Source organism: Leptotrichia sp. SK-5 (genome assembly GCF_055387215.1).
In genome coordinates this window covers 1,422,623-1,448,661 of record NZ_AP028931.1, presented here as the reverse complement: position 1 = coordinate 1,448,661, position 26,039 = coordinate 1,422,623, and the positions used below count along the sequence as shown (strand labels likewise).

Genomic DNA, 26,039 nt, shown 5'->3' with positions numbered 1-26,039 from the left:
TTATTTTTATTTTTACCATTGATTTTCTAGAAAAGTCCTAATTACTCGCCCTTTACAATATAATAATTCAGTGTTTAAAATAATAATATCGTCGTAATCAGGATTAAATGAATGTAATCGAATAATTCCTTGTTTATCTATTATTAATTGTTTTATATATGTTTCATCATCATATTCAAATACGCATACTTTTCCATTCAAACTTATTGGATTAGTACATAACTCAGGATCTACGATAGCAATTGAATCATCTGGGATGCTTTTATCAAAACCATTCATACTATCACCTGCGACTTTTATTGCAAAAAGTCCTTTTTTATAAATATCTTTTGGTACAGAATAGCTCCCAATTTCTTCAGAAAGATTTATATATCCTGTTCCTGCACTAGCTTTACCATACATTGGAATTTCTCTTATTTCAACAGGAATTATTTCTCCGTGAGATATAGTACTGTATTTTTCATTAGAATCAAAATTTGTTATACCAGCTAAATAATTTAAATCGACATTAAAAAATTTTGCATAGGCTGTAACAAATTTGTTGCTTGGTTCAGATAAATTGTTTTCCCAGCGTGATACCATGCTTTTAGTTATACGTAAATTATATTCTTTATTTAGTTTTTCAACTAAGGAATCCATTGATAATTTACTATTTTTTCGTAATTCTTTTAATCGTTTTCCAATATTCATAAAACAGTCCTCCAATACTTTCAAAATATATAAATTTATAGGGTTTTAAGTTAGATAATTATACTTTAAAATTTAATTTATTATATTATACTCCATTTGTTCCTAAAAAGCAACAAATTTTTTAAAATCTTTTTTAGTTGCTAAATCGGTACAAAATTTTCTTTGATTAATTTATAAAAACATAGTACAATTATATAAAATAATGATGTGTAAGAAAGGAAATATAAATATGAGAACTTTGAAGGATATAAAGGAAATGTTGGTTAAATGTGGTGCAGCAATTTGGGGAACGAAGAAGGAAGTGAAGGAGTTACCAAACATTATTAGTGATGATGAAATTATAACATATGCTACTTCAGGTGTTTATGATGGACATACTTGGTTAGTTATTTCAACGAATAAAAGAATTATTTTCTTAGATAAAGGAATGTTTTTTGGTGTAAATCAAATAGAGATACCTCTAAGTAAAGTAAATTCAATAAAATATAGAAAAAGATTTTTTCTTGGAGAAATAGAAATATGGGATGGAGCCTCTATGATTAAAGTAACGAATATACTGAAAAAAACGCTTGTTCCATTTGTAAATGCTGTAAATGATTCGATAGAAGAGTTTGAGAATTTAAAAAAAAATCAGACTTCAGTTGCTGACGAACTAATAAAATTTAAAAAATTACTAGATGAAGGAGTAATAAATCGGTTAGAATTTGACAAAAAAAAGAAAGAGTTGTTGAAATAAAAATTTTGGGTTGTTTAAATGCAAGAAAAGTAATATTTACGTGAAAATTTATTTTAAATAAAATAATAAAATAATAAAATATTGATGTATTATTTTAAAAATTATGATATAATTAGGTAAAATTGAAATTACATAATAAAATTAGTTTAATTTCAAAAATTATGACTTATTATTGTTTACTAATTTAGACTAAATTTTTATGATTCAATTTTAAAAAGTTAAGTATATATCGGAAGGATGTAGATAAAATGAAAAAATTAATATTATCACTTTTAATTTTAGTTGGAATGCAAGGATTTAGTAATAGTACATGTAACTTTGCCTCTAACCCTGATACTTTTTTAGATAGAGTTATAAAAAAAATCCAATCTGAAAAGCGAACAGATGATATTTTTTGTGATAGAGACAAAATAAAAATGGCATATTATACTATTGAAGATGAGGATTATAATGCAAATGTAGGGATTGTAATAAAAGTTAGTCCAACAACATCGAATGATGAGTTTAAAAAGGACTTTTATAAAAAATTTAATGACTATAAAAATTTCTTTACAAAAATTGATACAAAAAATTTGGGGAAAAATCCACTTCCAGATAAAGAAATAGTACGTTTCTATATTCAGTTTCCAGATGAAAAAAGTATAATAATAATAGGAAAATATGAATATGATTTAAAAACTAAGGAATATAAGCTAGTAGCCAATTCAAAGGCCAAAGAATACTTTGAAAAAATAAATTTGTTTGCTCCGTTAGCATCAACAAAAATAACTTATTCTGATGAAGGGCATATATATTAAAAATTTGATCATATTTGAGTCTATAATTATTCAGGAGGGAAATTAGATATGAGTATAAAAAAAATAAGGAAAGCTGTTATTCCAGCCGCTGGACTTGGAACGAGAGTTTTACCAGCAACAAAAGCGCAACCTAAAGAAATGCTTGTAATAGTAGACAAGCCTGCATTGCAATATCTTGTGGAAGAACTGGTTGAAGCAGGAATAGAAGAAATTTTGATTGTTACAGGAAGAAATAAGGTATCGATTGAAAATCATTTTGATTATTCTTATGAGCTGGAAAAAACTTTGGAAGAAAAAGGAAAAAAAGACTTGTTAAAAGTTGTAAATAATATTTCTAAAATGTCAAATATTTATTATGTGCGTCAAAAAAAACCATTAGGTTTAGGACATGCAATAAGCTGTGCAGAAGCGTTTGTGGGAGATGAGCCATTTGTTGTGCTTTTAGGAGACGATATTATCTATGCGGATAGAGATAAAGGACAAAGTCCTGTCACAAAGCAGCTTGTAGAAAAATATAATGAATTACAAGGCGGAACAATTTTAGGAGTACAGGAAGTTCCTCATGAAAATGTTTCAAAATACGGGATAATAAAGCCATTAAAACAAATTGACGAAAAAACAGTGGCAGTAGAAGATTTTATTGAAAAACCTTCAGTTAATGAAGCTCCGAGTAATCTTGCAGCTTTGGGACGTTATGTATTGGAGCCTGAAATTTTTTCATATTTAAAAAGGACAAAACCTGGAAAAGGTGGAGAAATTCAGTTGACAGATGCAATTTTGGCAATGAAGAACGATGGTGAAAAATTGTATGCGTATAATTTTGATGGGTTAAGATACGATACTGGAGATAAATTTGGAATGTTTGTTGCAAACGTTGAATTTGGATTAAGACATGAAGAATTAAAAGATAAAGTAAAAGATTACTTGAAAGATTTAGTGGAAAAACTATAATTTTCTATATTAAGAGCATAAGTTTAATAGCGCTATGCTCTTTTATTTTTGAATGAATGCTATTTATTTTTAAGATTTTATATGTTAAAATATACACAAATTTTAAATCGAAAATTAGGGAGATTCAATTGTATAAAATAAAGATTAATAACATGAAATTTCATTCATATATAGGTGTTTATGAAGAAGAAAAAAAAATTGGACAAAATATTGAAATTGATTTAATCATTTCACTTTCAAAGGAAACCATTAAGAATGATGATATAAATAGTACATTGAGTTATGGAGATTGTTATAGGAAAATAGAGAAAATTGTTAAAGTAAGCAGAGTAGATTTACTGGAAACATTGGCTTTGGATATTATAAAAGAAATGAAAAAATTGAATGAAAAAATTGAATATGTACAAGTAAATATACGAAAATTAGCAGTTCCAATTAATGGAATTTTCGACAGCGTTGAAATTCAGATAAAAGATTAGGCAAAGCAAGGAAAGGGATAAAATAAAAATGGTTAAAGATATAGTTTATTTAAGTTTAGGCAGTAATATTGGAAAAAGAGAAGAATATATTCAAAAAGCTATTGAAGCAATTGAAAAAACTGAAGGAATTGAGGTATTGAAAAAGTCAGGATTATATGAAACAACTCCTGTTGGATATTTAGAGCAGGATTTGTTTTTAAATGCAGTAATTAAGATTGAAACTAATTTTTCAGCAAGAGAAATCTTAAAAATCGTAAATAAAATTGAAGCTGAACTGGATAGAAAAAGGGAAATTCGATGGGGACCAAGAACGATTGACATTGATATTTTGATTTTTTCAGATAAAAAAATTAATGAACCTGATTTGATAGTTCCACATAAGGAAATGCTGAATAGATTATTTGTACTAGTTCCATTGATTGAAATTTACGATGGAGAGTATTTTGGCAAAGAAGAAATTGCAGAAAAAATAAATGAGTTAGTTAAAGCAGGAGAACAAAAAATCGAAAAAATAAAAAAAACTAATTAGTAACTTATAGTACCAAATTAGGGAATAACATAAAAAGAATTGTAATAATTCTTATATTTTTTTAAATTTTAAAAATTAAATTATCGGACGTTAATTATATTTATATTTATTGTTTTATTTACAATTATTAAATTATTACAACGACTCATTTAACAATTACTAATGTAATTGAATAAATTTAGAGATATACTATTATTGTAAAGGAATTAATTTTATTTATTAAAGACGAATAATGTTAAGTTAGTGAGTAAGTTTAAATATCATTTATTGTAAATAATAATTTACAAAGATAAGATCATGCAATAAATATGGACTAGACTTACTTTAATACTATAAATATAAGAAGAAAGTTTATCAAAAGAGAATTGAAAAATACCGAAAAAAAAGAAAGGTTAAGAAAATGAAAAAAAACAAAAGTATAGATAAAGAAACAAGATTAAAAAATATTGAAAACGCAGTGCGTGAAATTTTAATAAATATTGGAGAAGATGCCGATAGAGAAGGACTTGTTGAAACTCCTAAAAGAGTTGCAAAAATGTATGATGAGATTCTGAGTACAAAAAGTGTAGATGATTTTGAAAATTATAAATTATTTGATGTAGATCTAGGTGATTCTCAGGAAATGGTACTTGTGAAGGAAATACCTTTTTTTTCAATGTGTGAGCATCATATGCTGCCATTTTTTGGAAAAGTACATGTTGCGTATATTTCGAGGGAGAATAAAGTTATTGGGCTTAGTAAGATACCAAGACTTGTGGAATTTGTTTCACGAAAACTGAGTGTTCAGGAAGAAATTACTGTAAATGTTGCAAAAAAATTAATAGAGATACTAAATCCATTGGGAGTTGCTGTTGTGGTTGAGGCAAGGCACATGTGCATTGAAATGAGGGGAGTTAATAAAATTGGTTCTGTGACTAGGACTTCTTTTTATAGTGGCGAATTTACGGAGAATGCGGATAGGAAGAAGGAGTTTTTGGATGGGATAAAATAAAATTTAAGGATATTTTTTTAGTTTGGAGAAAAAATATGATGGAGTTAATAACTAAGGAAAAATTTTATAAATTAATGGAAGAATATTCTGAATATATTTTTTGGCGAAAATACGAGGATATATCTGAAAACTTATTACAAATATTGAAAGAAGATATTTACAAGAATGAAAATTCATACGATATACTGACGCCTTTTAAAGAAGGGGGAAAAGATTGGTTATTGAAATACGTATACAAATATCAGCCTAGAACTGGAAAAATTTTAAAGGAGAACTCTAAACTTTTTGGTGGAGTAGATTTAGATACTAAATTAGAATATACAGAAAAAGGAGAATTGGGAAATACTTTCTTAGGATTAGAATGCAATGATACGATAATTGAGATTGAAAGAGAATTTTATGGAAATAACTTATGTGATAAAGAGGAAAATAAAACTATATCTAAGGAAATAAATAGGTATCATTTTCTTCCAGAAAAAATAAGGATGGCTTATTTTTATAGGTTTAGTGGATTTGGAACTAGTGGAATCGGATCTGTATTGCCTTGTAACAGCTAGGATAGTTTTGATGGATATATGGACTCATACAAAATTCCTAAAGGGAAACAGAAGAAATGGTATAAATGGATGGAACAATTTATGCCGAAATTTGATTTGAAATCATTGGGCGCAACGTGTACGGATTTTATGAGTTTTTTGGATACAAGATATGAAGGAAATGAAAATGAAATTGAAACAACGCTATTTGTGAAAACACATTTAAAAGATGGAATTGTATATGCAATACAAAATGGTGATATAGAAAATATGAAGATACTTAGCAACCCAGCTGAAGCGATAGATAGATATTGTGAATATGTTTTGACAATGCACAAGACGGATTTTGATTTTACCCCGTATTTTGAAGCACTAGAAAAACTGGATGGAAAAGGAACAACTAGTATTTCTATGGAAGAGAAAGATTTGTATATGGTGAAAATAAGGGTGGCATATATAAAAGGTAAATATATAGGTGACAAAGAAAGGAGTTAAAATGGTATGAACAGATGAAATGGTATTTAGATTTTCATTCATTTGAAAATAATTATGTAAAATTAAGAACAGATGATGGTTGGCTAAATCAAGATAATTCATTAAAATATTTAGATATATCAACAGATAAAAGAATAAAAGAAATGATAGAAAAAAATGAAGTTGAAGAAATACAAATTTTTTCGATTTTAGATAGAGGAAAACCAACTGGTGAAAGTGATGCTGTTGTTTTTATAACATTTAATAAAAAAGAAGGATTAACTACTTTTCACGTATGGGATGATTATACCGAAGAAACGGATATGAATGAAAAAATAAATGAAATGAAATTGTTAATAGAACCAGAAATAGAAGAAATATTCGACTGGAAATGCAAAAATAAATTTCCTTATGATTATGTAAAATTTGGAAAAAAAGGATTAATCCCTAAAGCGAAAATAGATAGAATTTATAAGAAAACAACGAAGTGAGCAAAAAAATGTTTGAAGAAAATAATTATTATATAAAATTTGTAAATAACAAAAAAACAACTTTTGAAGAAGCTGAAGCTATTTTAGAATCTAAATATAAAAGTTCATTAGAAAATAAAAAACAGGCGTTAGGATTAAGATTAGATTTAGTTGAGATAGAAAAACAGATCCCGTATATATCTAAAAGTTTGAGTATATCAATGTTAGATGGGAAATTTTTACTTGAAGTTAGTGATGAAGATGATGAAGAATATGAAAATTATTTCTATATAAATCCAAATGCACCTACAGCATTGACATATTATCCAAATTATCCAGATTTAATAGAGAATGATCTGCATAAAATTCCTTTAAGTATGTTTATGGAAGATAAAGAATTTGTTCGTGAAGTTATAAAAGATTTTTTTGATAAAGGAAATACTGAAAAAATAAAGGAGAATTATATAAAAAATAAATCATTGATGGATAAGTATAGAGGATAAAATTAATAGAATAGGAGAGTAGTCATGATAAAAGGTGAAGAAATATTAAATGATTTTAAAAAAGAAAAAGATATGCCAAAAGAAGTTATAGAAAAATATAGAAATTTAGTCCCTAAAGAAATGATAGAAATATGGGAAAAGTATGGTTTAGGAAGTTTTTTGAATGGATATTTAAGAGTGATAAATCCAGATGATTACAAAGAATTGGTAGAAGAAACTTACTTTAGAGGAAATGTAGCAATACCAATATTTATAACAGCTTTTGCTGATGTAATAACTTGGGAAGAAGATGAATTCATAGGAATGATAGAGTATAAAACTTTAGATGTGAATGCTATATGGGAGGGGATGGATAACTTTTTTGAACTTTTAAGTAATAAAAGATTTTTGGAGAAAAATTTTGAGTTAGAAATGTATAACAAAGCATTAAAATTACATGGAGAAGTAGGATATGAAGACTGTTACTGTTTTGTTCCCGTAATACCAGTAGGTGGCAAGAAAATAGAAAATTTACAGAAAGGGAAAGCGTTTACACATATAGAGGTAATTGTATATTTGATGGGACGAGTGGAATAATTAAAAAATATCAAAATTAATTAAAAATAACAATTGTAAAAGTAAAGATTGTAAAAATTAATTGATAACGATATTTCTACGGCAAGAGATCAAGGTTCTTTGCATTAGGGGGAAATAGTTCTGTTATAAGAATAAAAACAAAGACAGAAGAAATACTGACAACCCCAGAACATCCATTCTATGTGAAGGGAAGGTATATATTATCAGGTTTCTTGAGTGTAGGAATGAGCCTGACGGGATTCGCGGGAGAACAAATATACCCTGACTTAATATATGATAAATAGGAGGATAACATGAAAACAAAAGAATTTATAAATTTTTTAGAAAATGAAATGAAAGTAAAGCCAAATTTATTTTTATTTAGAGACAATGAACCTAAAGCCACAATAGAAGATATAAATAATATTGAGAAAATTTTATCAGGAAAACTACCTGAGTCTTTTATTGAGTTTCAAATGAAATTCGGTGGTGGAACATTTGCATTTGCAGAAATATTCTCTGTATGTGAGAAAAGTGATTCTTATGTACTTAATTATGAAAATATTTTTGAGAAAGATTTTTTTCCAGTAAGTGATGATCAATGTGGAGGAGTTTATTGTTTTAAGAAAAATAACGGAAAATTTGAAGATAAAATTTATTATTTGGACTTATCAAATTTAGAAGTAATTGTTGAAGAAACAGAATTTAATTTTATTCAAATATTTATGAAGTTAGCATTTAATAAATAATTTTTATATGTTAGAATTGAGAAATGAAAAATGGTAAAAAATATTTAGATGAAAAGAAAATAAATCGTTAATGATGGATAAAAATAAGTAATAAAATTAATTTTTTAAAGTATTTACAGGAGAAATAATGAATAGAAGGGGTGGAAAGTAAATGGATGAGAAATTAACAAATAGAATGGAGAATTTTTTAAGAGGATAGCAGAACAAGTGAATGAAATGATACCTGTAGTATGGAATACTTTTTATTTATTTGGAGAACTGGCAGATGATTCGAGTGGGGGAGGTGTATATTTTTATTTTGATGAAGATATAAATAAAAATGAATACATATATTCTTTAGATATTCCTGAAAAATATAATATTCCAAAAGATGAATTTAGAAAAAAGTCAAGTTTACTATTTGATACAGTTTATGATTTGAAAGAAATGTTTATAGATAATGAATTTAAATTATGGCAAACAATTGTAGTAAATGTTAATGAAGATATGAAATTAACAATAATATTTGATTATACAAAATGGTTTGAGAGTTCTTATAGTAGTATAGATCAAAAAAACTATTATTGTTATAAATATTTAGGAAAAATGCCTAAAGATAAAGAGCAAGAAGAATTGTTTAAGGAAATGGAGGAATATCAAAAGAGATTCAATGAATAGTGAGGAAATAAAATGTTAAGAGATTTTAAAAAAGAAAAAGAAATACCAACAGAAATTATTGAAAAATATAAAGGGCAAGTGCCAGATGAGATTATAGAAATCTGGGAAAATTATGGATTGGGAAGTTTTTTGAATGGATATTTAAGGGTGATAAATCCAGATGATTATAAAGAATTAGTAGAAGAGACTTATTTTAGAGGAAAAGAGTCGATACCTTTATTTGTAACGGCTTTTGCAGATGTAATAACATGGCAAGAAAATAGATATATTGGAATAATTTTTTATAAGGAGGAGGACTTTGATATAATGGCTTCTGGAATGGACTTCTTTTTTTCAGATATATATACTGAAGAGAGCTTTAGAAAAGAGTTTTTTGATTTAAAACCATATGAAAAAGCTGTAAAAAGATATGGAGAATTGGAATATAATCAAAGTTTTTGTTTTGTTCCATTGTTGGGATTAGGCGGGAAGAAAAGCATTGATAATTTAGATAAAGGGGATACTTTGACACATATTTACTTGATTACGGAGCTTGTGGGGAAGGTTGGAATAGATGATTAGAATTAAAATGGAATATCAAAATAAACTTAACAAATGATAATTTTTACAAAAATAGGAGAAAAAGTGATGAAAGAATCATTATATGGGGAAAAGAAAAGAGTAAAATTGCTTGCAGAAATTTTGGACAAAATGAATAATCTAGCGAGTGATGTTCAAGTTATTCATGTTAGCGGGACGAATGGCAAAGGTTCGACTTGTTATATGATTAATAGCATTTTGTGTGAAATAGGATATAAAGTTGGATTATTTACGAGTCCTCAAATAACGACAATTTATGAATTGATTAAGGTTAATGGGATTGAAATTACTGAGCTGGAATTTGAAGAGTGTAAAAATAAGTTAAGACAGGTTTTGAATGAACTGTATTTGAATTTAGAAAATGATTTATCGTATTTTGAAATGGTGTTTTTGATTGCGATGATACATTTTAAAAATAAGGATGTGAATGTTCTAATTTTGGAATGTGGGCTTGGAGGAGAACTGGATGCAACGAATGCAGTTTCAAAAATTGATTATACTATTTTTACAAAGATTGGGATTGATCATAAAAATATTTTAGGAAATACGATTGAGGAAATTTGTCAAACAAAATCAAAAATTATAAGAAAACAGAGCAATGTTATAATTGCTCCAAATCAGAGAAATGTAGTTTATGAAATTTTGGAAAAAGAAGCAAAAAATAAAAATTGTGATATTTTTTTAGCTGAAAAAAATATAAAAATCGAAAAAGTGGAAAATATAGAAGAGAATAGGCAAAATATCTATGAAAAAGAAGATTTAAAATTTAAAAACGGTTTAGAATTTCAAAATAAAGTTAAAGTTGAAATAATTGGAAATTATGATTTTTGGAAAAATTTTAAAAATAATGAATATTTTTTTAGATTCGGACTAAAAGGCGAACAACAGTTGGAGAATTTAGCGACAGTTTTGACATGGTATTTTAAATTTTGTGATGAAAATATTCTACAAAATGCAGAAAAAATATTGGATAGAGCTTTGGGAACATTGCAAATTGCAGGACGGATGGAAAAAGTTGAGAAAATTAAAAATGTGTATTTGGATGTGGCACATAATGAGGATAGTATCGAGGCATTTGTAGATTATGTTAAAAAGAATTTTGGCAATAGAAAAAAAATTTTTGTAGTTGGGTTTTTGAAGGATAAGGAAGTGGAGAAATGTGTGAATCTTTTAAAAATAGCTGGAGATAATTTTATACTGACAGAGCCGAATAATGAAGAAAGAAAATTGGATTCAGAGATTTTGAAAAAATATTTTGAAGATAAAAAAATTGAAAATCCTAAAAATATTATAATTTCTGAAAAAAATATTGAGAAGGCTTTTTTGAAAGCGTTGGAATTAAGAGAGAATGAAGATGAGTGTATTTTTGTAGTGGGATCATTTTATTTGTTAGGAGAAGTAAAAAAAGTTATTGAAAAATATTTTTAATTTAATCAGAATAAAGATTTAAACAAAAAAAACAGATATATCATTTAAGAAGGGAAAGAAATAAAAAAATGATTAAAACTAATGAAATTAAGAATAAGGATTCAAAAAATATTGTTATTGAATTTAATGGAAATAAAGAAGAATTTTGTAAATTTAGTAATTTTTTAGAAAATAAGAATATTTTTTCATTTAATAAAAATCAAGAGATTACAGCTATTTTTAAATATTCAGAATTAAAACAATTGGTTGAGATTTTTAAAATGGAAAATAGTTTTGAATTTGAAAATGGAATTGAAAAATTGGAAGAGATTTTACAAGAAAATAGACTGATTTGGAAGGGAAATAGGTTTGAGTTTGATTTGACAACTGAATCAGTTATTTATTCGATTTTGAATATTACGCCAGATTCGTTTTATGATGGTGGGAGAAATTCGAGTATTGATAAGGTTTTAAAAAGGGTTGAGAATGATATTAGAAATGGGGCTAAAATATTTGAATTTGGGGGAAAATCATCGAAGCCTAATTTTGATGATATTTCGGCAGAAAAAGAGTGGAATCGGATTGAAAAATATATTAAGGCTGTGAAAAAGGAGTTTCCAGATATTGTGCTGGCTTTAGACAGTGATACTGAGGAAGTTATTGAAAAAGGACTGGATGCGGGTATTGATATTATTAATGATTTTAATGGATTCACTTCGGAAAAGAAATTAAAATTAGTTGAAAAATATAAACCTGCATTGGTCGTTATGAATAATGGGCGATTTGATGAAATTCCGAATTTGAAAAATTATTTGGAAAATTATTTTGATGAGCGAGTAAAAGCAATTTTAGAAACTGGAATTGAAAGAGAAAAAATTTCGATAGATCCAGGAGTTGGATATTCTTCAAATAATAGCATGAATACGCCTGAAGACATGGAAAGAATTAAGTCGGTAAAATATTTACGGGATATGAGATTGCCAATAATGATTGCTATTTCGAGAAAAAGTTTTAATGAGAAAATATTTGGACTGTCGCTGGAAGAAAGACTTATGGGAACATTGATGTTTGAGAGTCTAATGGTGCAAGATGGCGGAAGGATTTTGAGGGTTCATGATGTAAAGGAAACTAAGGATATTTTGAATATGCTGGAAGTTTATAATAAAATTTAATTAATAAAAAATTTCAAATTAAAATGTAAATGAAACATTAAAAAAATTAAGAGAAAGAGTGGGTAATTAAGATGAAGAAATCGAAATTAATGGTGTTTGTTGTATTATCTATATTTTGTTTAAATTCTTGTTTATCATCAACATATTTTATTGGTTCACTTTTGAATGAAACTGGGATTTCAAGTTCCATTCCTTCAGTTAAGTCGCCTATAGGAATAGAAACAATTTATAATAAAGATAAAGAAAAATTTAGAAATTATATAAATAACTTAAATTTAAGAGAAAATGTTCGCTTAAAATTATCAGAAAATATTTCTGTTAATGTTCCTAAAGATATAATTTTAAAAAAAGACGGTAATACTAAATATTTTTATGATAATAAAGAAAAAGTGGGATTAGGAATCTCAATATACTATGAAGAATCAAATAATTATTTGAAAGAAAATGATACAATAAAAACAGTTGGAAAAGTTGAAATAATGAAAAGTAAATTAGGAAATAATAAATCTCTATTTTATAAAATTTCAGATAATATTTATTTGAGAACATTTTTTTATGAAGATTCCTCTAATACTAAAGAATACTATGATTTTATTATTAATTTCATAAACAACCTTGAAAAAGTAAAATAATAATTAAGTATATCAAAAATAATAATTGATAAAAAATTAAATTAAAAAAGAAAGAAATAAAAGAAATGAAATTAAATTTGGATTTTTTGAAAAAACATTTACAAAATTTAGCAGAATATGAGCCTGAATTGAAAATAAAAATAGAAAAAATTTCAGAAATATTATCACAAATGAAAATAAAGGATTTGACAAACAGAAAATCAAAAGTTCATTTATCAGCAAGTGCAGTTGTTTTTAATAAAAATAAATGCTATTTTATAAAACATCCGTATTTAAAAACTATTTTACTGCCAGCAGGACACGTAGAAAATGGTGAAATGCCTATAGATACTGCTATCCGTGAATTTGTAGAAGAAACTGGTTTTTTTGTAAAAATTGATGAAAATATGCAAAATTTGGGACTGATTGATGTGAATGTGATTGAGATTCCTGAGAATCCTGTGAAAAGTGAAGGGGAGCATATTCATATTGATTTTCGGTATAAACTTATTTTGGATGAAGAAAAAAATAGTGAAAAGGCTGAATTAGAGTGGTTTTTGCTAGGAGAAAATGAGGCTGATGAGGAATTTAAGGGGTATTATAAGTATTTTAATATAACGAAAAAATGATAAACTAAAATCTATTTAAAGAATAACGGGCTAAGTTTATCTTAAAAAAATAGCCCATAAAAGATAATAATTAAATATGTTATGTTCTTTTTCAGCTTTATTCATATGTTTTAACTATATTGATAAAATTTTTCTCTCTTGAAGTTAGTGGTACTTCATTTTCATTGTATATAGATTCATGATACCAAGATTTGCTTTTAAAATAATTTCCTAAATTTTTATCTTTAAAAATATATCCTTTTCTAGCGTAAATAGTATTTCTTATTATTCTTAATTCAGATGGCGAATAATTATATAATATTGATTCATTGTCATTTAAAACTTGATCCATTATTTCATATATATTATCTACATCAATTTTAGAATTTTCTTTTTCCTGTTGCTGTGTTTCTGCATTATTAGTTGTATTTGAGTTATTTTTATAATTAGAGCTTGCAAGAGATGTGTCTGAAGCATTTATTTCTTGATTTATACTCTTAATCAAATGGTTCTTCGCCACCTGAAGAGCGATTACTATTACTATCATTATTGAAATTATGATAAACGCTTGTTTGTTATTTTGAATTAAATTATTATTGTAATTATTTGAATACATATTTTTATTCATCAAAATGCTCTCCTTTTTTGTTTTGTTGAAAAATTCTTTTATTTAATTAACTTTAGTTCTAAATTTTGAGAAATTGAGAATAATAAATTTAATTTTTTTAATAATGTGTTAAAGTTATTGTTACTTTATAGCAAAGTAGTATATATTAATTTTCCTTTTGTGCTTTTATCTAATATATATATTTCATTTGTAGACATTCTTGATATTTCTTCTGGTTTAAGAATAAATTCTCTATTAAAAGACGTAGTAAATGAATCTTGTAGACCAAAATATTGATTTCCACCAATAGTTTGTGATATTTTTTCAGCATCATAGTAACCAAATATTTCTGACCATTTATTACATGCAATACTATCCATATGTGAGAATACTATACATTTAGATGCATTTCCAACAAATGTATGAAATAACTTATCATTAGCACCTAATGTTGAATAAATATTTTCAGAAAGAAATGTAGTAAGACATTTTGATGAAAGTGATTTTATAACTTTAGAGAGTAAATCATTGGAATTAATATTTATTCCATCTAAAATCAACATAATTTTCTTTCCAGATGTTAAGACTTCTTTAATTTCATTTACAATAAGATTTAATAGTATTTCATTTGTACTCGTTCCTATATCTATCATTATTAAGCCATCATGTGAAACTGCAGTTCGTATATTAACTGCAGAATTTTTATCTCCACGATTAGATAGAATCCCTGCTCCCTGAGAAGATGATAATTGTGAAAAAAAAGCTTGTACATTTGCTCGTTCATTTTGACCTTGTATAAGTTGACTTTTTATTATCATAGCTCTTTGATTACTTAAATATCCTTTTTTTTCAGCATCATCAATCTTGTCAATTAATTGATTATGAGGACAACTAACGAGCATTTCATAATATGGAGAAATATTTTTACTTCTAATAAAATCTATAATTCCTAGTATATATTGTTGTCCAGTTGCATTAATTAACGCATTACTGCTAGACGAGTTAACAATTAAATTACATATTTCTTTGTCTGATCTGTTATAAAATGGATCATAAATAGGTGTTGATCCTGTTATAATAACTTTATCTCTAAAAGAATTAGTAGCATTCTCAACACAATTTTGCAAGGTTAAGTTTCCTTCATGAAGGATTATTGTTGGTATTCCTTGGGAAAGTGAGCATGCAGTAATCGAAGCTCCTAACTTAGATCTATTGTCTGATGTTCCGCCAGAAATAATATGAGAATCGATAGGATTACTTTTTTCTATTAAATCTTCAATTTTAATTGGGTTATATCTAATAATATTTTTTTGAAGCTCATTATTTCTTTCAATATTTTTTATAATTTTCTTTTTTTTAAAATGAATAAATAATATATTAAAAAGCCATCTATAAAATAAAAACATTAATTCAAAAAATTTGAAAATAAATTTCAATATAATTCACCCCCTAAATAAATCAAACTTGAACTTAAATGGTTTTTCATAGGCAAACCCAATAATTGCTTCACCAACTTTTAAATTATTTAAATCCCAATCTTCCACTGTTTTTCCTTCTCTTTTTTCTTCAGTTAAATTACTATTTAATGTTTTATATTGTTCTAAGACAATATTTTTCCCATACAAATTAGAAACAAATTCACGGGTTACAGTGTCGTTTGATTTAAATGCTATCATAGTAGAAAAACCTGATGCTATATTTCTTCCTCTGCTTTCACCATAAACTTCATATAATTGTTCAATACTTTGTAAGCCAGCTAATATTTTTACTCCTAATCCTCTACCAAAATTAACTCCATTTTCAATATGTTTAAGATTAGGTAGAAGTTTAAATTCATCACAAATTAAATAAACGTTACCGCTTGATTTATTTCGCCCCATGGTTTCTTTTAAACTCAAATCAAATAATAAACGATATATTGGTTCTAATGTATCTCCAATTGATAGGTCGTATTCTAAGAAAAGGGTTTTTCCGCCTTTATTTCTAACAAATTCTCGACTTGAGAAACGTCCATCTTCAGCGAATGCTCCTATAAAAATTTGGCGAGAAATATTTTGCAGTTCAGCAAGTACTCCTAAAGCTTGATCATTCATTCCATCACCTAAGTATATTAGTACAGATGATAAATCTGAAAAAGTACTTAGAAACTCCTTAATCTTTTTTACTGATATTGAATCTAAAAAATATCGTAATGCTTTGTTATTTAAAAATTTTTTTCTAAAATCTATAGAATCTTTTCCCAGTCTTATATGTGCAATCAATATTGCAGTTAAAATATCTCTTGCAGCATTAGGAAAAAATTGCTGTGATGTTCTTTCAATAGCTTCTTTAAAAAGAGAATATGTTATTTCATAGGCATTATTACAGATATCGTTGTCATCCCATCCATCTATAAGTATTTCCTTATATATATTCCATTTCGACGTAATTGATGAATATATTTTTGAATTACCGATCACAATATCACCTTGTTTATAAAATTGTGAATAAAAATCTCCTTTGGTGTCAAATACAAACATAATATCGTCTGGACTCATTGTTTGTTTCAATTGTTTAATAAAATAATTAAAAACATTTGTTTTTCCACAACCTGTTCCTCCGATAAGAAGCAGATGCTTACTCATTATGTCATTATTTACAATTAACTTTGTTGGAATTGTTTTGTGAATTCCTGGTAGTACAACTCCTCCTTTTTTTATACTATCATTTTGTGGAGGGGAAGTATTTAAAACACTGTCTCCTTGTATGGTAACTAAATTGACTGACATTATTTTCTCCTTTTACCTAGAATATCCATTTTTGTATTTATTTTCATTATTTTGAGAATGAGAGGATTCCTCAGAAGCCTGCTTTATTTTAGAATTAGAATTTGCATACTGTTTTTCATAATTTTTTCTTACGGCATCTAAGTCAATATTATTTGACTTAAATGATTGTGATACCACATTTTCGTAGTTCATTCTTGCATTTTCCATAATTCTATTTTCAGATTGCACAAGTTCATGTTTTGGTAACTTTTCTATTTTATTCCCAAATTTTTTCATTGTTCTAGTTTCAGGATCATAATAGCCATCTGTTAAATTATGATAACTTCCTCCATGTGCACCATATAAATGTTCCTTTTGGTTTAAGAATTGTATATTTTCTGAATTACCTGCATGTTCAGGATATAAACTTACAGATTTCATGTGATGTCCTTGATATCCACTAACTGCCCCTCTTTGTAAAATTTCTTTTTGTTCATCTATAGTCCATTTTCTAGTTCCATATCCCTTAGAAACTCTTTCTTTTTCTTGTTTCCATGCTTTTCTAACTGCATTTTGTCTTTCGTATGCTAGTTTTTTTTTCTCTTCATTACTTAATTTTTTTTTCATAATCAAACACTACTTTCATATTTGAGATACTCATCTATTGTTTCAGTAAGCCAGTCTTCCAAATTTTCCCAGCTGCAAAATTCTTCATCCTGTTCGTGATCCCATTGTATGATTTCATTTTTAGGGTTTAAATTTATACATATCCAATCACCATCATTTGTTTTTCCTATTATTAGTAGTGTGATAGGAATGTTAAAATTTCCCCTAACACTTTTTCCATTAATTTTTTTCAGGTTATAGTTATCTACATCGGTATTGATACCATAGATAATTGTTCCTGGAATAAATATTTCACCGCCATCAAATTTTTTTAATAATTCGATATAAGAATTTGGAAGTTCTATACCATTAGTATTTTGAAAACGTTTTATTTCTACATCAGTTATAGGATGATTTAATTCCATAATATCTGGAAATTTTTTTAATTTTTTTACAATATCATCAATATTCATAATTATTTTCTCCTTTCTTAGCTAGTAATATTTTCGTATCTTTCTAATAGACACATAAAATAAATATATTAAGAACAATTTTCTTATTTAGTAAATAATAAATAACCAATATTTAATCCGATAATTGATGTAAGAACAGAAAGGAAATAATGATACCACTTATATCCATATATCTTTCCCTTGTTACTCAGCAAAGTGTTATAAAGAACAGTTCCTATTAATCCACAAATAATAGTTCCCAAACGAATTATTTGTACAATCAAATTAATTATTGATGAATTGATATAACCGTCACCATTGATTGGAACAGTTATATTATAATAATATCTAATATACACTCCAAGTGATATTATAACAGTTAAAAACCAGAACATCATTTTAGAAGCAAATAGATTTGGTTGTGGCTTTGTATTGGTTGTGGTATTGGTTGTGGTATTGGTTGTGGTATTGGTTGTGGTATTGGTTGTGGGTTGTGGTATTACTGGTACGAATAGTTTGTTTGTTTTAATTGAATCTTTATACCATTCCAAAGCATTGTACCATTCTACAGCATCTGGTCTTATTTGCGGATTTTTATGTCCATCAACAAAAGCTCTAATGAATAATTTTCTTATTTTTTCAGGTAATTGGTCAAATTTTGGAGCATATTTTGGTATAGTCAAACCGCTTTTGTTCATATAAAAAGGAAAAAATCCATTGCGGATATTCTCTATAGGCTGTGGTGCGGCAACGGATGCATGATTTTGGGAAAGATCAACTGCATTTGCAAAAGGATGACATCCATTCATCAGTAAAGCAAAAATATGTACTGCTAGAGCAAACAGATCTGTTTGTCTTGTAAATGTTGGTAAAGGTGCTGTATCTAATCTCTTATATTTTTTCATTTTTTCATGAATTTCAGGTGCTAAACAGTCTGGCATTCCTACTTCACATCGATATACACGGTTTCTATTTTTTTCAGTGATATGATAAGAATCTGTATCAACTAATGTAACTCTTCCTTTATTAGGATTTACAGTTATATTGTTAGGATTGAGATCTCCACATACCTGTCCTGCACTATGTACAGAATTTATTGCTACACAAAAATTCTGGGCTATCAGAATTTTTTTAAGAAATTCATCTTTTTCATTTTTTTTGAGTGGTTTGTACATTACGTTTAAACTTTTATTATTATTAATTTTTGGCATAACATAGCCAGCAAATCGTCCATTTTTATATACAACATCTTTCGGCCATGTAACATGTTCCATGATTTTATTAGAAACAGGACTTGCAATCATAGTCAGCAATTTTCTTTCTCTTCCTTCTGTTCGCTTTGAATCAATAAATTCCTTTAATACAAAATTTGGCATTCCATCTATTTTGTAAACAGAACCTTCCCCACCGTTTCCAATCGCGGGCTCAATAATTTTATAAGAAATCCCACTTTTTCCTTTAAAAATCATATTTAATAACCTCTCTGTCTTTGTATACTTGATAATTTGTATAAATTTATTTTAAAAATTTTTTCTACTTCATATTAATATTTCACATTAATTACATATATTTTAGAGTATCAGATTAATCAAAAAAACTCATGAATTTTTTTAATTTTTTTTTAATAACATTTGTTTTAGTCTCTTCTTCTTTATGGTTATCATTTTTTTTTGTAATTTCGGAATTTTTAGTTTTTGAATTTGTTTTTAAGTTAGATTTGTTAGTTTCTTCTAATGGAAATTTATAAGATTTTGTAGTTTCAGGTTTAAGGTTTTCCATTTCTTGTTCTGATTTACTATTTATATCATCTTCAGAAGTTTTAGATTTAGAGTTTTCTCCATCTTGATCAGACTTATTATTGGGAACTTTTTCAACTTTAATGGATTTAGATTCAAGATTTTCTACTTTTTGATTTAATTTATCTTCATTATTTGTATTATTTGGAATAAAAGAAATTTCATTAGATTCGGATTTTTTGGATTCTTGATTATACAAATGTGGATATGCCTTTCTATTCCATTCTTCCTGTAATTTTTTCCAGTCTGGCTCTTCATAAAAAATGACTTCTTTATTATCAACTTCTATTTCTGTATTTATCAGTCCAACTAATGTTTTATCATCTTCTACATTTTTTATTAATTTAATAGGAAAATTATTTTTTCTTAATTTTTTAATGATATTATCTTTATTTTCAGGAACACGCTTCTCATATATTTTTTCAATATGGGAATAAAACATAGAATCATCAAATTTCTCGTCATCAGACAAGAAGTATTTAATATGTTGGATTATTTCCTCATTATCTTTTTCTTTTTCAAATCCAGCCGGATCAGCAAAAAAACTTACAAGAGGGATGTATACTCTATTTGTATTATTTTCAATACCCTTAAGTAAATATGGCAAAAAAGCATCTGCTATTCCATCTGTCATAAGAAGAACTGCAGCTAGTTCTTCTTCATAGTTATCAATTTCCCATTGTGTATATCCAGCTCTTAACGGTAAAACCGAAACATTATCCGTACCCTTTTGTGGTTTAGTAATTGGGATATAACTTCCAAAAGAATTCAATCCAATTATAGCTCCATCTCCAGAATGACCGTATACAATACGATGCCCATCATAGATAACCATAGTTAAAGTAGTATCATAGCTCTCAATAGGTTCTCCTGTTTTTTGGGATTCTCTAAGTATTTGTTTAAATGCATAATTATATGCAGTGCGTAGCATTGATTTAATACTAATTATATTGTAATCCCAAGGCATATATTCTTCACAGAAAGACACAACGGTATCTACTGCAATTTTTGAACCAATTTGTGAATTTTTTGCTGATCCCACACCATCTGCAATAGCTGCAATATACCAACCATTTTCCATTTTTTTTATTTTATGACTATCTTGACAAGGAATTTTTTTAGTGACATGTGATTTTCCTGTCAAACTAAATCCATAATTAACTATCATATAAAACCTCCTTTTATTTTCAACATAATTTACTATATTTTAATATTTTATCACCAATCTGAAGGTATTGACTTTTCAGGTTTATACAAATAAAGGTCAAATTCATCAAAATTAGGAGCAAGATCATCTTCTAAACAAATCCATTCAAGTGTTTTTGATACAAGTTCCACAAGTTTTGAAACTTTTATTGCCCAAAATTTAAGTCTTTTCTTATTTTCTTCTTCAATAATTCTTTGTCTTGCAGATAAACCATCAGTAGTTGCTCTATCTGAAATCATAAAAATCCATGATGTAAAACAAGGTGTTCCCATGTCACTATACAACATATTTCTTTCTTTTACCTTGTCTATAGCAAAATTTATTCCTGCATTTATAGCAATATCACTGCTAACACCACTAACTGTTAACATTATTTCTGTTCTCTGAAAGTCAGAAAGTGAAATAAAATCTTGAACTACCTGTACACAACTATTATTAAACACAATAATTGCAATATCAATTTGAGCTGATTCAATCCCAAATACATCTTTCCGCTGTATTTCTTGTATCTGATATTTAAAATCATTAACTACTTTAAGTGGATTTTTATCCATTGCACCTGAAATATCTAAAAGCAGAACACATGCCAAATGTGGTTTATATGGGGCAATTAGATCAGCAGTATCATCAAAGCTCTCATCAAATGTTTTTTGTTTTAAATCTGTCATTTTTATTATACTCCTTTTTTATTTAGATAGTATATATTTGTATGTCTGAAAACTTTTAATTTTTTAAAAATTCTTAGTTTTCAGACACTAAACTAATTATAAAGACTAAAAGTTTTTATTTAAAACTTTTTCATACAATTTGTGATAAACAAAGATTTATTTATATACAATACATTTTAATCTTACAGTTAGTATTACCAATTTGAAGGTATTGTATGTGCGTCATTAGGAAGATCAGGTAGCTGTGGATTTTCATCAACTCTACTAACAGAAATTGTTACCATACTTTTACTTAACCAATTAAAGATTGTGTCAAATTCTGCTTTATTCAGTGCAATACAACGTTTTGTTAATGATGTAAGTTGTGTTGGATTAAATCCTGGAACTCCTAGTGCCCAAAATTTAAGTTTGTTTTTATTTACATCTTCATTAATAATTCTTTGTCTTGCAGTAGATAAATCATCAGTAGCTGCTCCATCTGTAATCATAAAAATCCATGGCTTAAAACAAGGTGTTCCCATGTCATTATACAACCTATTTCTTTCTTTTACCTTGTCTATAGCAAGATTTATTCCTTCACCCATAGCAGTAAGTCCGCCAGCTGTTAAATTTATTGGCTGAAATTGAGGAAGCGGAGTAAAGTCCTGCACTAGCCTTGCGGTATCATTAAACTCAATAACTGCAATATCAACTCTTTTTTGAGCAAATTCATCCATAGCTGTTTTCTTTTTGAAATCATTAATTGCTTTGTTCAAACTGTCAATTGAATCTCCAGCCATTGAACCCGAAGTATCTAAAAGTAGTACGCAAGCCAAATGTGGTTCATTCGGAGAAGCCACATTCATATCCTCGCCATATATTTCTTCTTCGTCATATCCTTTTTGTCTTAAGTCTTCCATTGTTATATCCTCCTTAATTTTAATTACAATCAAAAGTTATGAAAGTGTTTTATTACTTTTTTTAAATATATTTTATCTATGATTTATCTTTGTTTTTTAGAATATCAAATATAATTTTCAGTATAAATAAAGATACTAATTAATAAAAACTTAGAAAAAGACTTTAAAATTTTTGTGAAGGCAAATTTTTATTAATTTTTTTCATAAATATAAATATAATTATAATGAAATATTTCATATTACAGTTGTACCATATGATATTAACTTTATCAATAATAAGACTTTCCTTTTTTTGCAATTATTTTGATTATATGATAAGATAAAAGCAAAACAGGTGTGGAAAGTGAAGTAAATTATGAAAAATTATATAAAAAATATGAGTAAAAAAGATTTAGTGTTACTAAATATACGGAAAATGTATGATTCTTATGGATATAAAAAGATTTCTCTTCCGAGTTTCGAGGAATATGATTTGTATAATGAAAATAAGGATTTTATTGATAGAAATGTATTGACTGTTATGAGTCCGAATGGAAAATTGTTAGCGTTAAGACCTGATATTACGTTGTCGGTTGCTAAAAAGGTGTCTAAAGATCAGTCTTTGAAATACAGTAAAATTTATTATCAGGAAAATACCTACAATCTGACAAAATATGTTGGTTACGAAGAGGATGAACAGCTGGGGATTGAATTAATTGGGAAAGAATCGACGTTTTTGGATTTTGAGATTATTAATCTTGCAGTAAAAAGTCTGGATATTATAAATAAAAAAAGTATGATTGTTTTGTCGCATGCGGGATTTATTTCTTCGGTTTTTGAAAATTCTGATTTGGACTACGAAATAAAAGAGCAAATATTTGATTGCATCAATAGGAAAAATAGCCACGATATACAAAAAATATTAAAAAACAACGAACATATTTCAGAAAATGTGAAAAAATTAATTTATAAAATTCCTGAATTGTCAGGCAATTTGGAAAATATTGAAAAGGAACTTTTAAAATATGAAATAAATGGCAATACGAAAAAAATATTATCTGAACTTAAACAGCTAAACAGTTTATTGATGAAATTTTACAAGAAATCAAAAATTATATTTGACTTTTCTGTTGTAAAAAATTTGAATTATTACAATGGAATTATTTTACAAGGGTATATTGAAGGCTTTCCAAACGTAATTTTAACTGGTGGCAGATACGACAAATTGTTTGAAAAATTTGGGGTTGATACTGGAGCGGTTGGATTTGCGATTTTGACTGATGGATTGAAGGGGTATTATAAGGATACGGATAAAAAGGATTTTGAGATTTTGATTGCGTATGATAACAGTGATTTTGAAAAATTGGTAGAAATTGTGAATGATTTTCAGAAAAAGGGGCTTAGAGTAAGGACGGAAAATATTGAGAATTTAGGTGAAAGTGATTTTGAAATTTTTAATTTTGATGAGAAATATGTTTTTCAAAACGGGGAATTGAAAAAGGAGGAATAGGATGATAAATATAGCTCTTCCTAAAGGGAGATTAGGAAATAAAGTGTATAACTTATTTGAGAAAATAGGTTATGAAAGTTTGGAAATGAAGGAAGATAATAGGAAATTGATTTTTGAGAATGAGGAAAAAAATATTAGATTTCTTTTGGTGAAGCCGTCGGATGTAGGGGTTTATGTCGAAAAGGGAAGTGCGGATATTGGAGTTGTAGGAAGGGATATACTGCTTGAAGAAAATCCTGATGTGTACGAACTAATGGACTTGGGATTTGGGAAATGCAGGTTTTCGATTGCAGGACCGATGGATTTTAAGGAAAATTTTGACAGGCCCCTTGTGGTTGCAACAAAGTATCTTAATGTGGCGAAAAAATATTTTGACTCAATTAATAGGGATGTAGAGCTTATAAAATTAAATGGTTCTATTGAAATAGCACCGATTTTGGGGCTTTCGGATGTAATAATGGATATAGTTGAAACTGGGACAACTTTGAAGGAAAATAATTTGAAGATTCTTACAAACATCGAAGATATAAGTGCCAGATTTGTTGCCAATAAGTCAAGTTACAGATTTAAGAATAAAAAAATCGAGGAAATTGTTAATAAGATAAAAGAAATTTTGTAAAATAAAAAAATTGATAAAAATATTTTAAATATAATAAAAAAGTGAAATGGAGTGATGCGTTATGATTAAGACGATAAAGTATTCAAAAGATGTTGATTTGGAAAAGGAGCTTGCTAGAAGCCAGTTTTCGTACGATGATGTAAATGAAACTGTGGAAAGCATTTTGAAAGATGTTAAAGCTAGAGGAGATAAGGCTTTGATAGAATATACTGAAAAATTTGATGGTGTAAAACTGGAAAATCTGGAAGTTACACAGGAGGAAATTCAAAAGGCCTTTGACACAATTGACAAGGAATTAGTGGAAGTTATTCAGTATTCGCACGACAACATCAAGAAATTTCACGAAAAGCAAGTTAGGAATGATTTTTTAATAAGACAGGAAAATGGCGTAATTTTAGGACAAGTAGTTAATCCGATTGAAAAAGTTGGACTTTATGTACCTGGCGGAACAGCGGCTTACCCTTCGACTGTGCTTATGAATGCAGTTCCAGCTAAAATTGCTGGATGTGATGAAATTATAATGGTAACACCTCCAACTGCAGATGGAACAATTTTATCCTCTATTCTTGTTGCGGCAAAAATTTCTGGAGTTGACAGAATCTTTAAAGTGGGTGGAGCTCAGTCAATAGCTGCCCTTAGTTATGGTACGGAAACTATTCCAAAAGTATATAAAATTGGCGGGCCAGGAAATATTTATGTTGCAATGGCTAAAAAAATGGTTTATGGGGAAGTTTCGATTGACATGATAGCAGGACCGAGTGAAGTGCTTATAATTGCTGATGAAAGTGCAGACCCAGTTCATACAGCGGCAGATTTATTATCACAGGCGGAACACGACAAACTGGCAGCCTGCATATTAGTTACGACTTCTGAAAAGTTGGCAAATGAAGTTACTAAGGAATTGGAAAAGCAGTTAAAGGAATTGCCAAGAGAGGAAATTGCAAGGGCATCGATTGAAACTCAAGGAAGAATAGTTATTGTAGACAATATAGATGATGCTGTCTTTGTAAGCAATTATGTTGCGCCGGAACATTTGGAACTGGCAGTAGACAATCCATTTGAATTATTGCCAAGAATAAAAAACGCAGGATCAATATTTATGGGACACAACACGCCTGAACCAATTGGAGATTATCTGGCAGGCCCAAATCACACATTGCCGACAAGCGGTACTGCCAAATTCTCTTCTCCACTCTCAGTAGACGATTTCGTTAAAAAATCTTCGTTTATTTACTATTCAAAACAAGGACTTGAAGAAGTTAAGGATAAAGTAATTAAGTTTGCTGAAAATGAAGGGCTTACAGCACATGCTCGTTCAGTTTCAAAAAGATTTGATAAATAAAAAATAGAATTTGTCTGAAAACAGATTTTTAATAATTTTTTGAAAAGTTTGAAAATTATAAAATTTGAGTTTTCAGGCTTTTTCTATAATATTAAAATTTTTCACTTTTAAAA

General features: G+C 27.6%; 31 protein-coding genes. 21 read left to right on the top strand and 10 right to left on the bottom strand.

The window, feature by feature from the left end; genetic code table 11:
• Window positions 1-12: 12 nt before the first annotated feature.
• Window positions 13-690, bottom strand: coding sequence for an XRE family transcriptional regulator (locus tag ACZ5B9_RS07360; protein WP_464422011.1), 678 nt, complete (start codon window positions 688-690; stop codon window positions 13-15).
• Between the two features lie 229 nt (window positions 691-919).
• Here ACZ5B9_RS07360 and ACZ5B9_RS07355 point away from each other — a divergent pair, with 229 nt between their 5' ends.
• The 18 genes from ACZ5B9_RS07355 (at window position 920) to ACZ5B9_RS07270 (ending at window position 13,515) form a co-directional block, all read left to right on the top strand.
• The gene (locus ACZ5B9_RS07355) at window positions 920-1,426 is read left to right on the top strand and encodes a PH domain-containing protein (protein ID WP_464422009.1); all 507 of its coding nucleotides are present in this window, start codon (window positions 920-922) and stop codon (window positions 1,424-1,426) included.
• Between the two features lie 248 nt (window positions 1,427-1,674).
• Complete coding sequence (locus ACZ5B9_RS07350; protein WP_464422007.1) at window positions 1,675-2,223, top strand: hypothetical protein; 549 nt, start codon at window positions 1,675-1,677, stop codon at window positions 2,221-2,223.
• 48 nt (window positions 2,224-2,271) lie between these two features.
• Entirely contained in the window at window positions 2,272-3,174 is a 903-nt protein-coding gene (gene galU, locus ACZ5B9_RS07345; protein WP_464422006.1) for a UTP--glucose-1-phosphate uridylyltransferase GalU, read from the top strand.
• A gap of 128 nt (window positions 3,175-3,302) precedes the next feature.
• Entirely contained in the window at window positions 3,303-3,653 is a 351-nt protein-coding gene (gene folB / locus ACZ5B9_RS07340; protein WP_464422004.1) for a dihydroneopterin aldolase, read from the top strand.
• Window positions 3,654-3,681: 28 nt separating this feature from the next.
• Window positions 3,682-4,182, top strand: a complete 501-nt coding sequence (gene folK / locus ACZ5B9_RS07335; protein ID WP_464422002.1) for a 2-amino-4-hydroxy-6-hydroxymethyldihydropteridine diphosphokinase — start codon at window positions 3,682-3,684, stop codon at window positions 4,180-4,182.
• Window positions 4,183-4,582: 400 nt separating this feature from the next.
• On the top strand, window positions 4,583-5,173 hold the full coding sequence (folE, locus tag ACZ5B9_RS07330) for a GTP cyclohydrolase I FolE (protein WP_464422000.1): 591 nt from the start codon (window positions 4,583-4,585) through the stop codon (window positions 5,171-5,173).
• A gap of 35 nt (window positions 5,174-5,208) precedes the next feature.
• Window positions 5,209-5,730, top strand: a complete 522-nt coding sequence (locus tag ACZ5B9_RS07325) for a hypothetical protein (protein ID WP_464421998.1) — start codon at window positions 5,209-5,211, stop codon at window positions 5,728-5,730.
• 18 nt (window positions 5,731-5,748) lie between these two features.
• Window positions 5,749-6,204 carry a hypothetical protein gene (locus ACZ5B9_RS07320; RefSeq protein ID WP_464421996.1) on the top strand — a complete coding sequence of 152 codons (456 nt, stop codon included), beginning with the start codon at window positions 5,749-5,751 and terminating at the stop codon, window positions 6,202-6,204.
• 14 nt (window positions 6,205-6,218) lie between these two features.
• Complete coding sequence (locus tag ACZ5B9_RS07315) at window positions 6,219-6,674, top strand: hypothetical protein (protein ID WP_464421993.1); 456 nt, start codon at window positions 6,219-6,221, stop codon at window positions 6,672-6,674.
• Window positions 6,671-7,156, top strand: a complete 486-nt coding sequence (locus ACZ5B9_RS07310; RefSeq protein WP_464421989.1) for a hypothetical protein — start codon at window positions 6,671-6,673, stop codon at window positions 7,154-7,156. The genes ACZ5B9_RS07315 and ACZ5B9_RS07310 overlap by 4 nt, the downstream gene beginning before the upstream one ends.
• 24 nt (window positions 7,157-7,180) lie before the next feature.
• Window positions 7,181-7,732, top strand: a complete 552-nt coding sequence (locus ACZ5B9_RS07305; protein WP_464421986.1) for a GAD-like domain-containing protein — start codon at window positions 7,181-7,183, stop codon at window positions 7,730-7,732.
• 293 nt (window positions 7,733-8,025) lie between these two features.
• Window positions 8,026-8,460 (top strand): SMI1/KNR4 family protein, encoded by a 435-nt coding sequence (locus tag ACZ5B9_RS07300; RefSeq protein ID WP_304176848.1) that lies wholly within the window; start codon window positions 8,026-8,028, stop codon window positions 8,458-8,460.
• Window positions 8,461-8,676: 216 nt separating this feature from the next.
• Entirely contained in the window at window positions 8,677-9,117 is a 441-nt protein-coding gene (locus ACZ5B9_RS07295) for an immunity protein YezG family protein (RefSeq protein ID WP_464423931.1), read from the top strand.
• A 12-nt stretch (window positions 9,118-9,129) separates the two neighbouring features.
• Complete coding sequence (locus tag ACZ5B9_RS07290; RefSeq protein ID WP_464421983.1) at window positions 9,130-9,678, top strand: T6SS immunity protein Tdi1 domain-containing protein; 549 nt, start codon at window positions 9,130-9,132, stop codon at window positions 9,676-9,678.
• Window positions 9,679-9,744: 66 nt separating this feature from the next.
• Window positions 9,745-11,124, top strand: coding sequence for a bifunctional folylpolyglutamate synthase/dihydrofolate synthase (locus ACZ5B9_RS07285; RefSeq protein WP_464421980.1), 1,380 nt, complete (start codon window positions 9,745-9,747; stop codon window positions 11,122-11,124).
• A 68-nt stretch (window positions 11,125-11,192) separates the two neighbouring features.
• Window positions 11,193-12,275: a dihydropteroate synthase gene (gene folP, locus ACZ5B9_RS07280; RefSeq protein WP_464421977.1), complete on the top strand. Its 1,083-nt coding sequence runs from the start codon at window positions 11,193-11,195 to the stop codon at window positions 12,273-12,275.
• Between the two features lie 71 nt (window positions 12,276-12,346).
• Window positions 12,347-12,907 (top strand): hypothetical protein, encoded by a 561-nt coding sequence (locus ACZ5B9_RS07275; protein ID WP_464421975.1) that lies wholly within the window; start codon window positions 12,347-12,349, stop codon window positions 12,905-12,907.
• 65 nt (window positions 12,908-12,972) lie between these two features.
• Window positions 12,973-13,515: an NUDIX domain-containing protein gene (locus tag ACZ5B9_RS07270; RefSeq protein ID WP_464421972.1), complete on the top strand. Its 543-nt coding sequence runs from the start codon at window positions 12,973-12,975 to the stop codon at window positions 13,513-13,515.
• A 97-nt stretch (window positions 13,516-13,612) separates the two neighbouring features.
• Here ACZ5B9_RS07270 and ACZ5B9_RS07265 read toward each other — a convergent pair whose 3' ends face one another.
• The 9 genes from ACZ5B9_RS07265 to ACZ5B9_RS07225 form a co-directional block, all read right to left on the bottom strand.
• Window positions 13,613-14,122: a YARHG domain-containing protein gene (locus tag ACZ5B9_RS07265; protein ID WP_464421970.1), complete on the bottom strand. Its 510-nt coding sequence runs from the start codon at window positions 14,120-14,122 to the stop codon at window positions 13,613-13,615.
• Window positions 14,123-14,247: 125 nt separating this feature from the next.
• Window positions 14,248-15,537: a hypothetical protein gene (locus ACZ5B9_RS07260; RefSeq protein ID WP_464421967.1), complete on the bottom strand. Its 1,290-nt coding sequence runs from the start codon at window positions 15,535-15,537 to the stop codon at window positions 14,248-14,250.
• A gap of 6 nt (window positions 15,538-15,543) precedes the next feature.
• Entirely contained in the window at window positions 15,544-16,869 is a 1,326-nt protein-coding gene (locus ACZ5B9_RS07255; protein ID WP_464421964.1) for a type IV secretory system conjugative DNA transfer family protein, read from the bottom strand.
• Window positions 16,870-16,881: 12 nt separating this feature from the next.
• A complete protein-coding gene (locus ACZ5B9_RS07250) occupies window positions 16,882-17,475 on the bottom strand; it encodes a hypothetical protein (RefSeq protein WP_464421962.1) in 594 nt (197 codons plus the stop codon).
• 2 nt (window positions 17,476-17,477) lie between these two features.
• Window positions 17,478-17,927, bottom strand: a complete 450-nt coding sequence (locus ACZ5B9_RS07245) for an SMI1/KNR4 family protein (protein WP_464421960.1) — start codon at window positions 17,925-17,927, stop codon at window positions 17,478-17,480.
• An 83-nt stretch (window positions 17,928-18,010) separates the two neighbouring features.
• Window positions 18,011-19,375 carry a protein kinase domain-containing protein gene (locus ACZ5B9_RS07240; RefSeq protein WP_464421957.1) on the bottom strand — a complete coding sequence of 455 codons (1,365 nt, stop codon included), beginning with the start codon at window positions 19,373-19,375 and terminating at the stop codon, window positions 18,011-18,013.
• Window positions 19,376-19,490: 115 nt separating this feature from the next.
• A complete protein-coding gene (locus tag ACZ5B9_RS07235) occupies window positions 19,491-20,870 on the bottom strand; it encodes a PP2C family serine/threonine-protein phosphatase (protein ID WP_464421954.1) in 1,380 nt (459 codons plus the stop codon).
• 50 nt (window positions 20,871-20,920) lie between these two features.
• Window positions 20,921-21,577, bottom strand: a complete 657-nt coding sequence (locus ACZ5B9_RS07230) for a vWA domain-containing protein (protein ID WP_464421951.1) — start codon at window positions 21,575-21,577, stop codon at window positions 20,921-20,923.
• Window positions 21,578-21,771: 194 nt separating this feature from the next.
• Complete coding sequence (locus tag ACZ5B9_RS07225) at window positions 21,772-22,476, bottom strand: vWA domain-containing protein (protein WP_464421948.1); 705 nt, start codon at window positions 22,474-22,476, stop codon at window positions 21,772-21,774.
• Window positions 22,477-22,831: 355 nt separating this feature from the next.
• On the opposite strand from ACZ5B9_RS07225, the gene ACZ5B9_RS07220 reads away from it, so the two are divergent.
• From ACZ5B9_RS07220 to hisD, 3 genes are all read left to right on the top strand, one after another.
• Complete coding sequence (locus tag ACZ5B9_RS07220; RefSeq protein ID WP_464421945.1) at window positions 22,832-23,965, top strand: ATP phosphoribosyltransferase regulatory subunit; 1,134 nt, start codon at window positions 22,832-22,834, stop codon at window positions 23,963-23,965.
• 1 nt (window position 23,966) lies between these two features.
• Window positions 23,967-24,584 carry an ATP phosphoribosyltransferase gene (gene hisG, locus ACZ5B9_RS07215; RefSeq protein ID WP_464421942.1) on the top strand — a complete coding sequence of 206 codons (618 nt, stop codon included), beginning with the start codon at window positions 23,967-23,969 and terminating at the stop codon, window positions 24,582-24,584.
• Window positions 24,585-24,645: 61 nt separating this feature from the next.
• Complete coding sequence (gene hisD / locus ACZ5B9_RS07210; protein WP_464421940.1) at window positions 24,646-25,926, top strand: histidinol dehydrogenase; 1,281 nt, start codon at window positions 24,646-24,648, stop codon at window positions 25,924-25,926.
• Window positions 25,927-26,039: the final 113 nt, after the last annotated feature.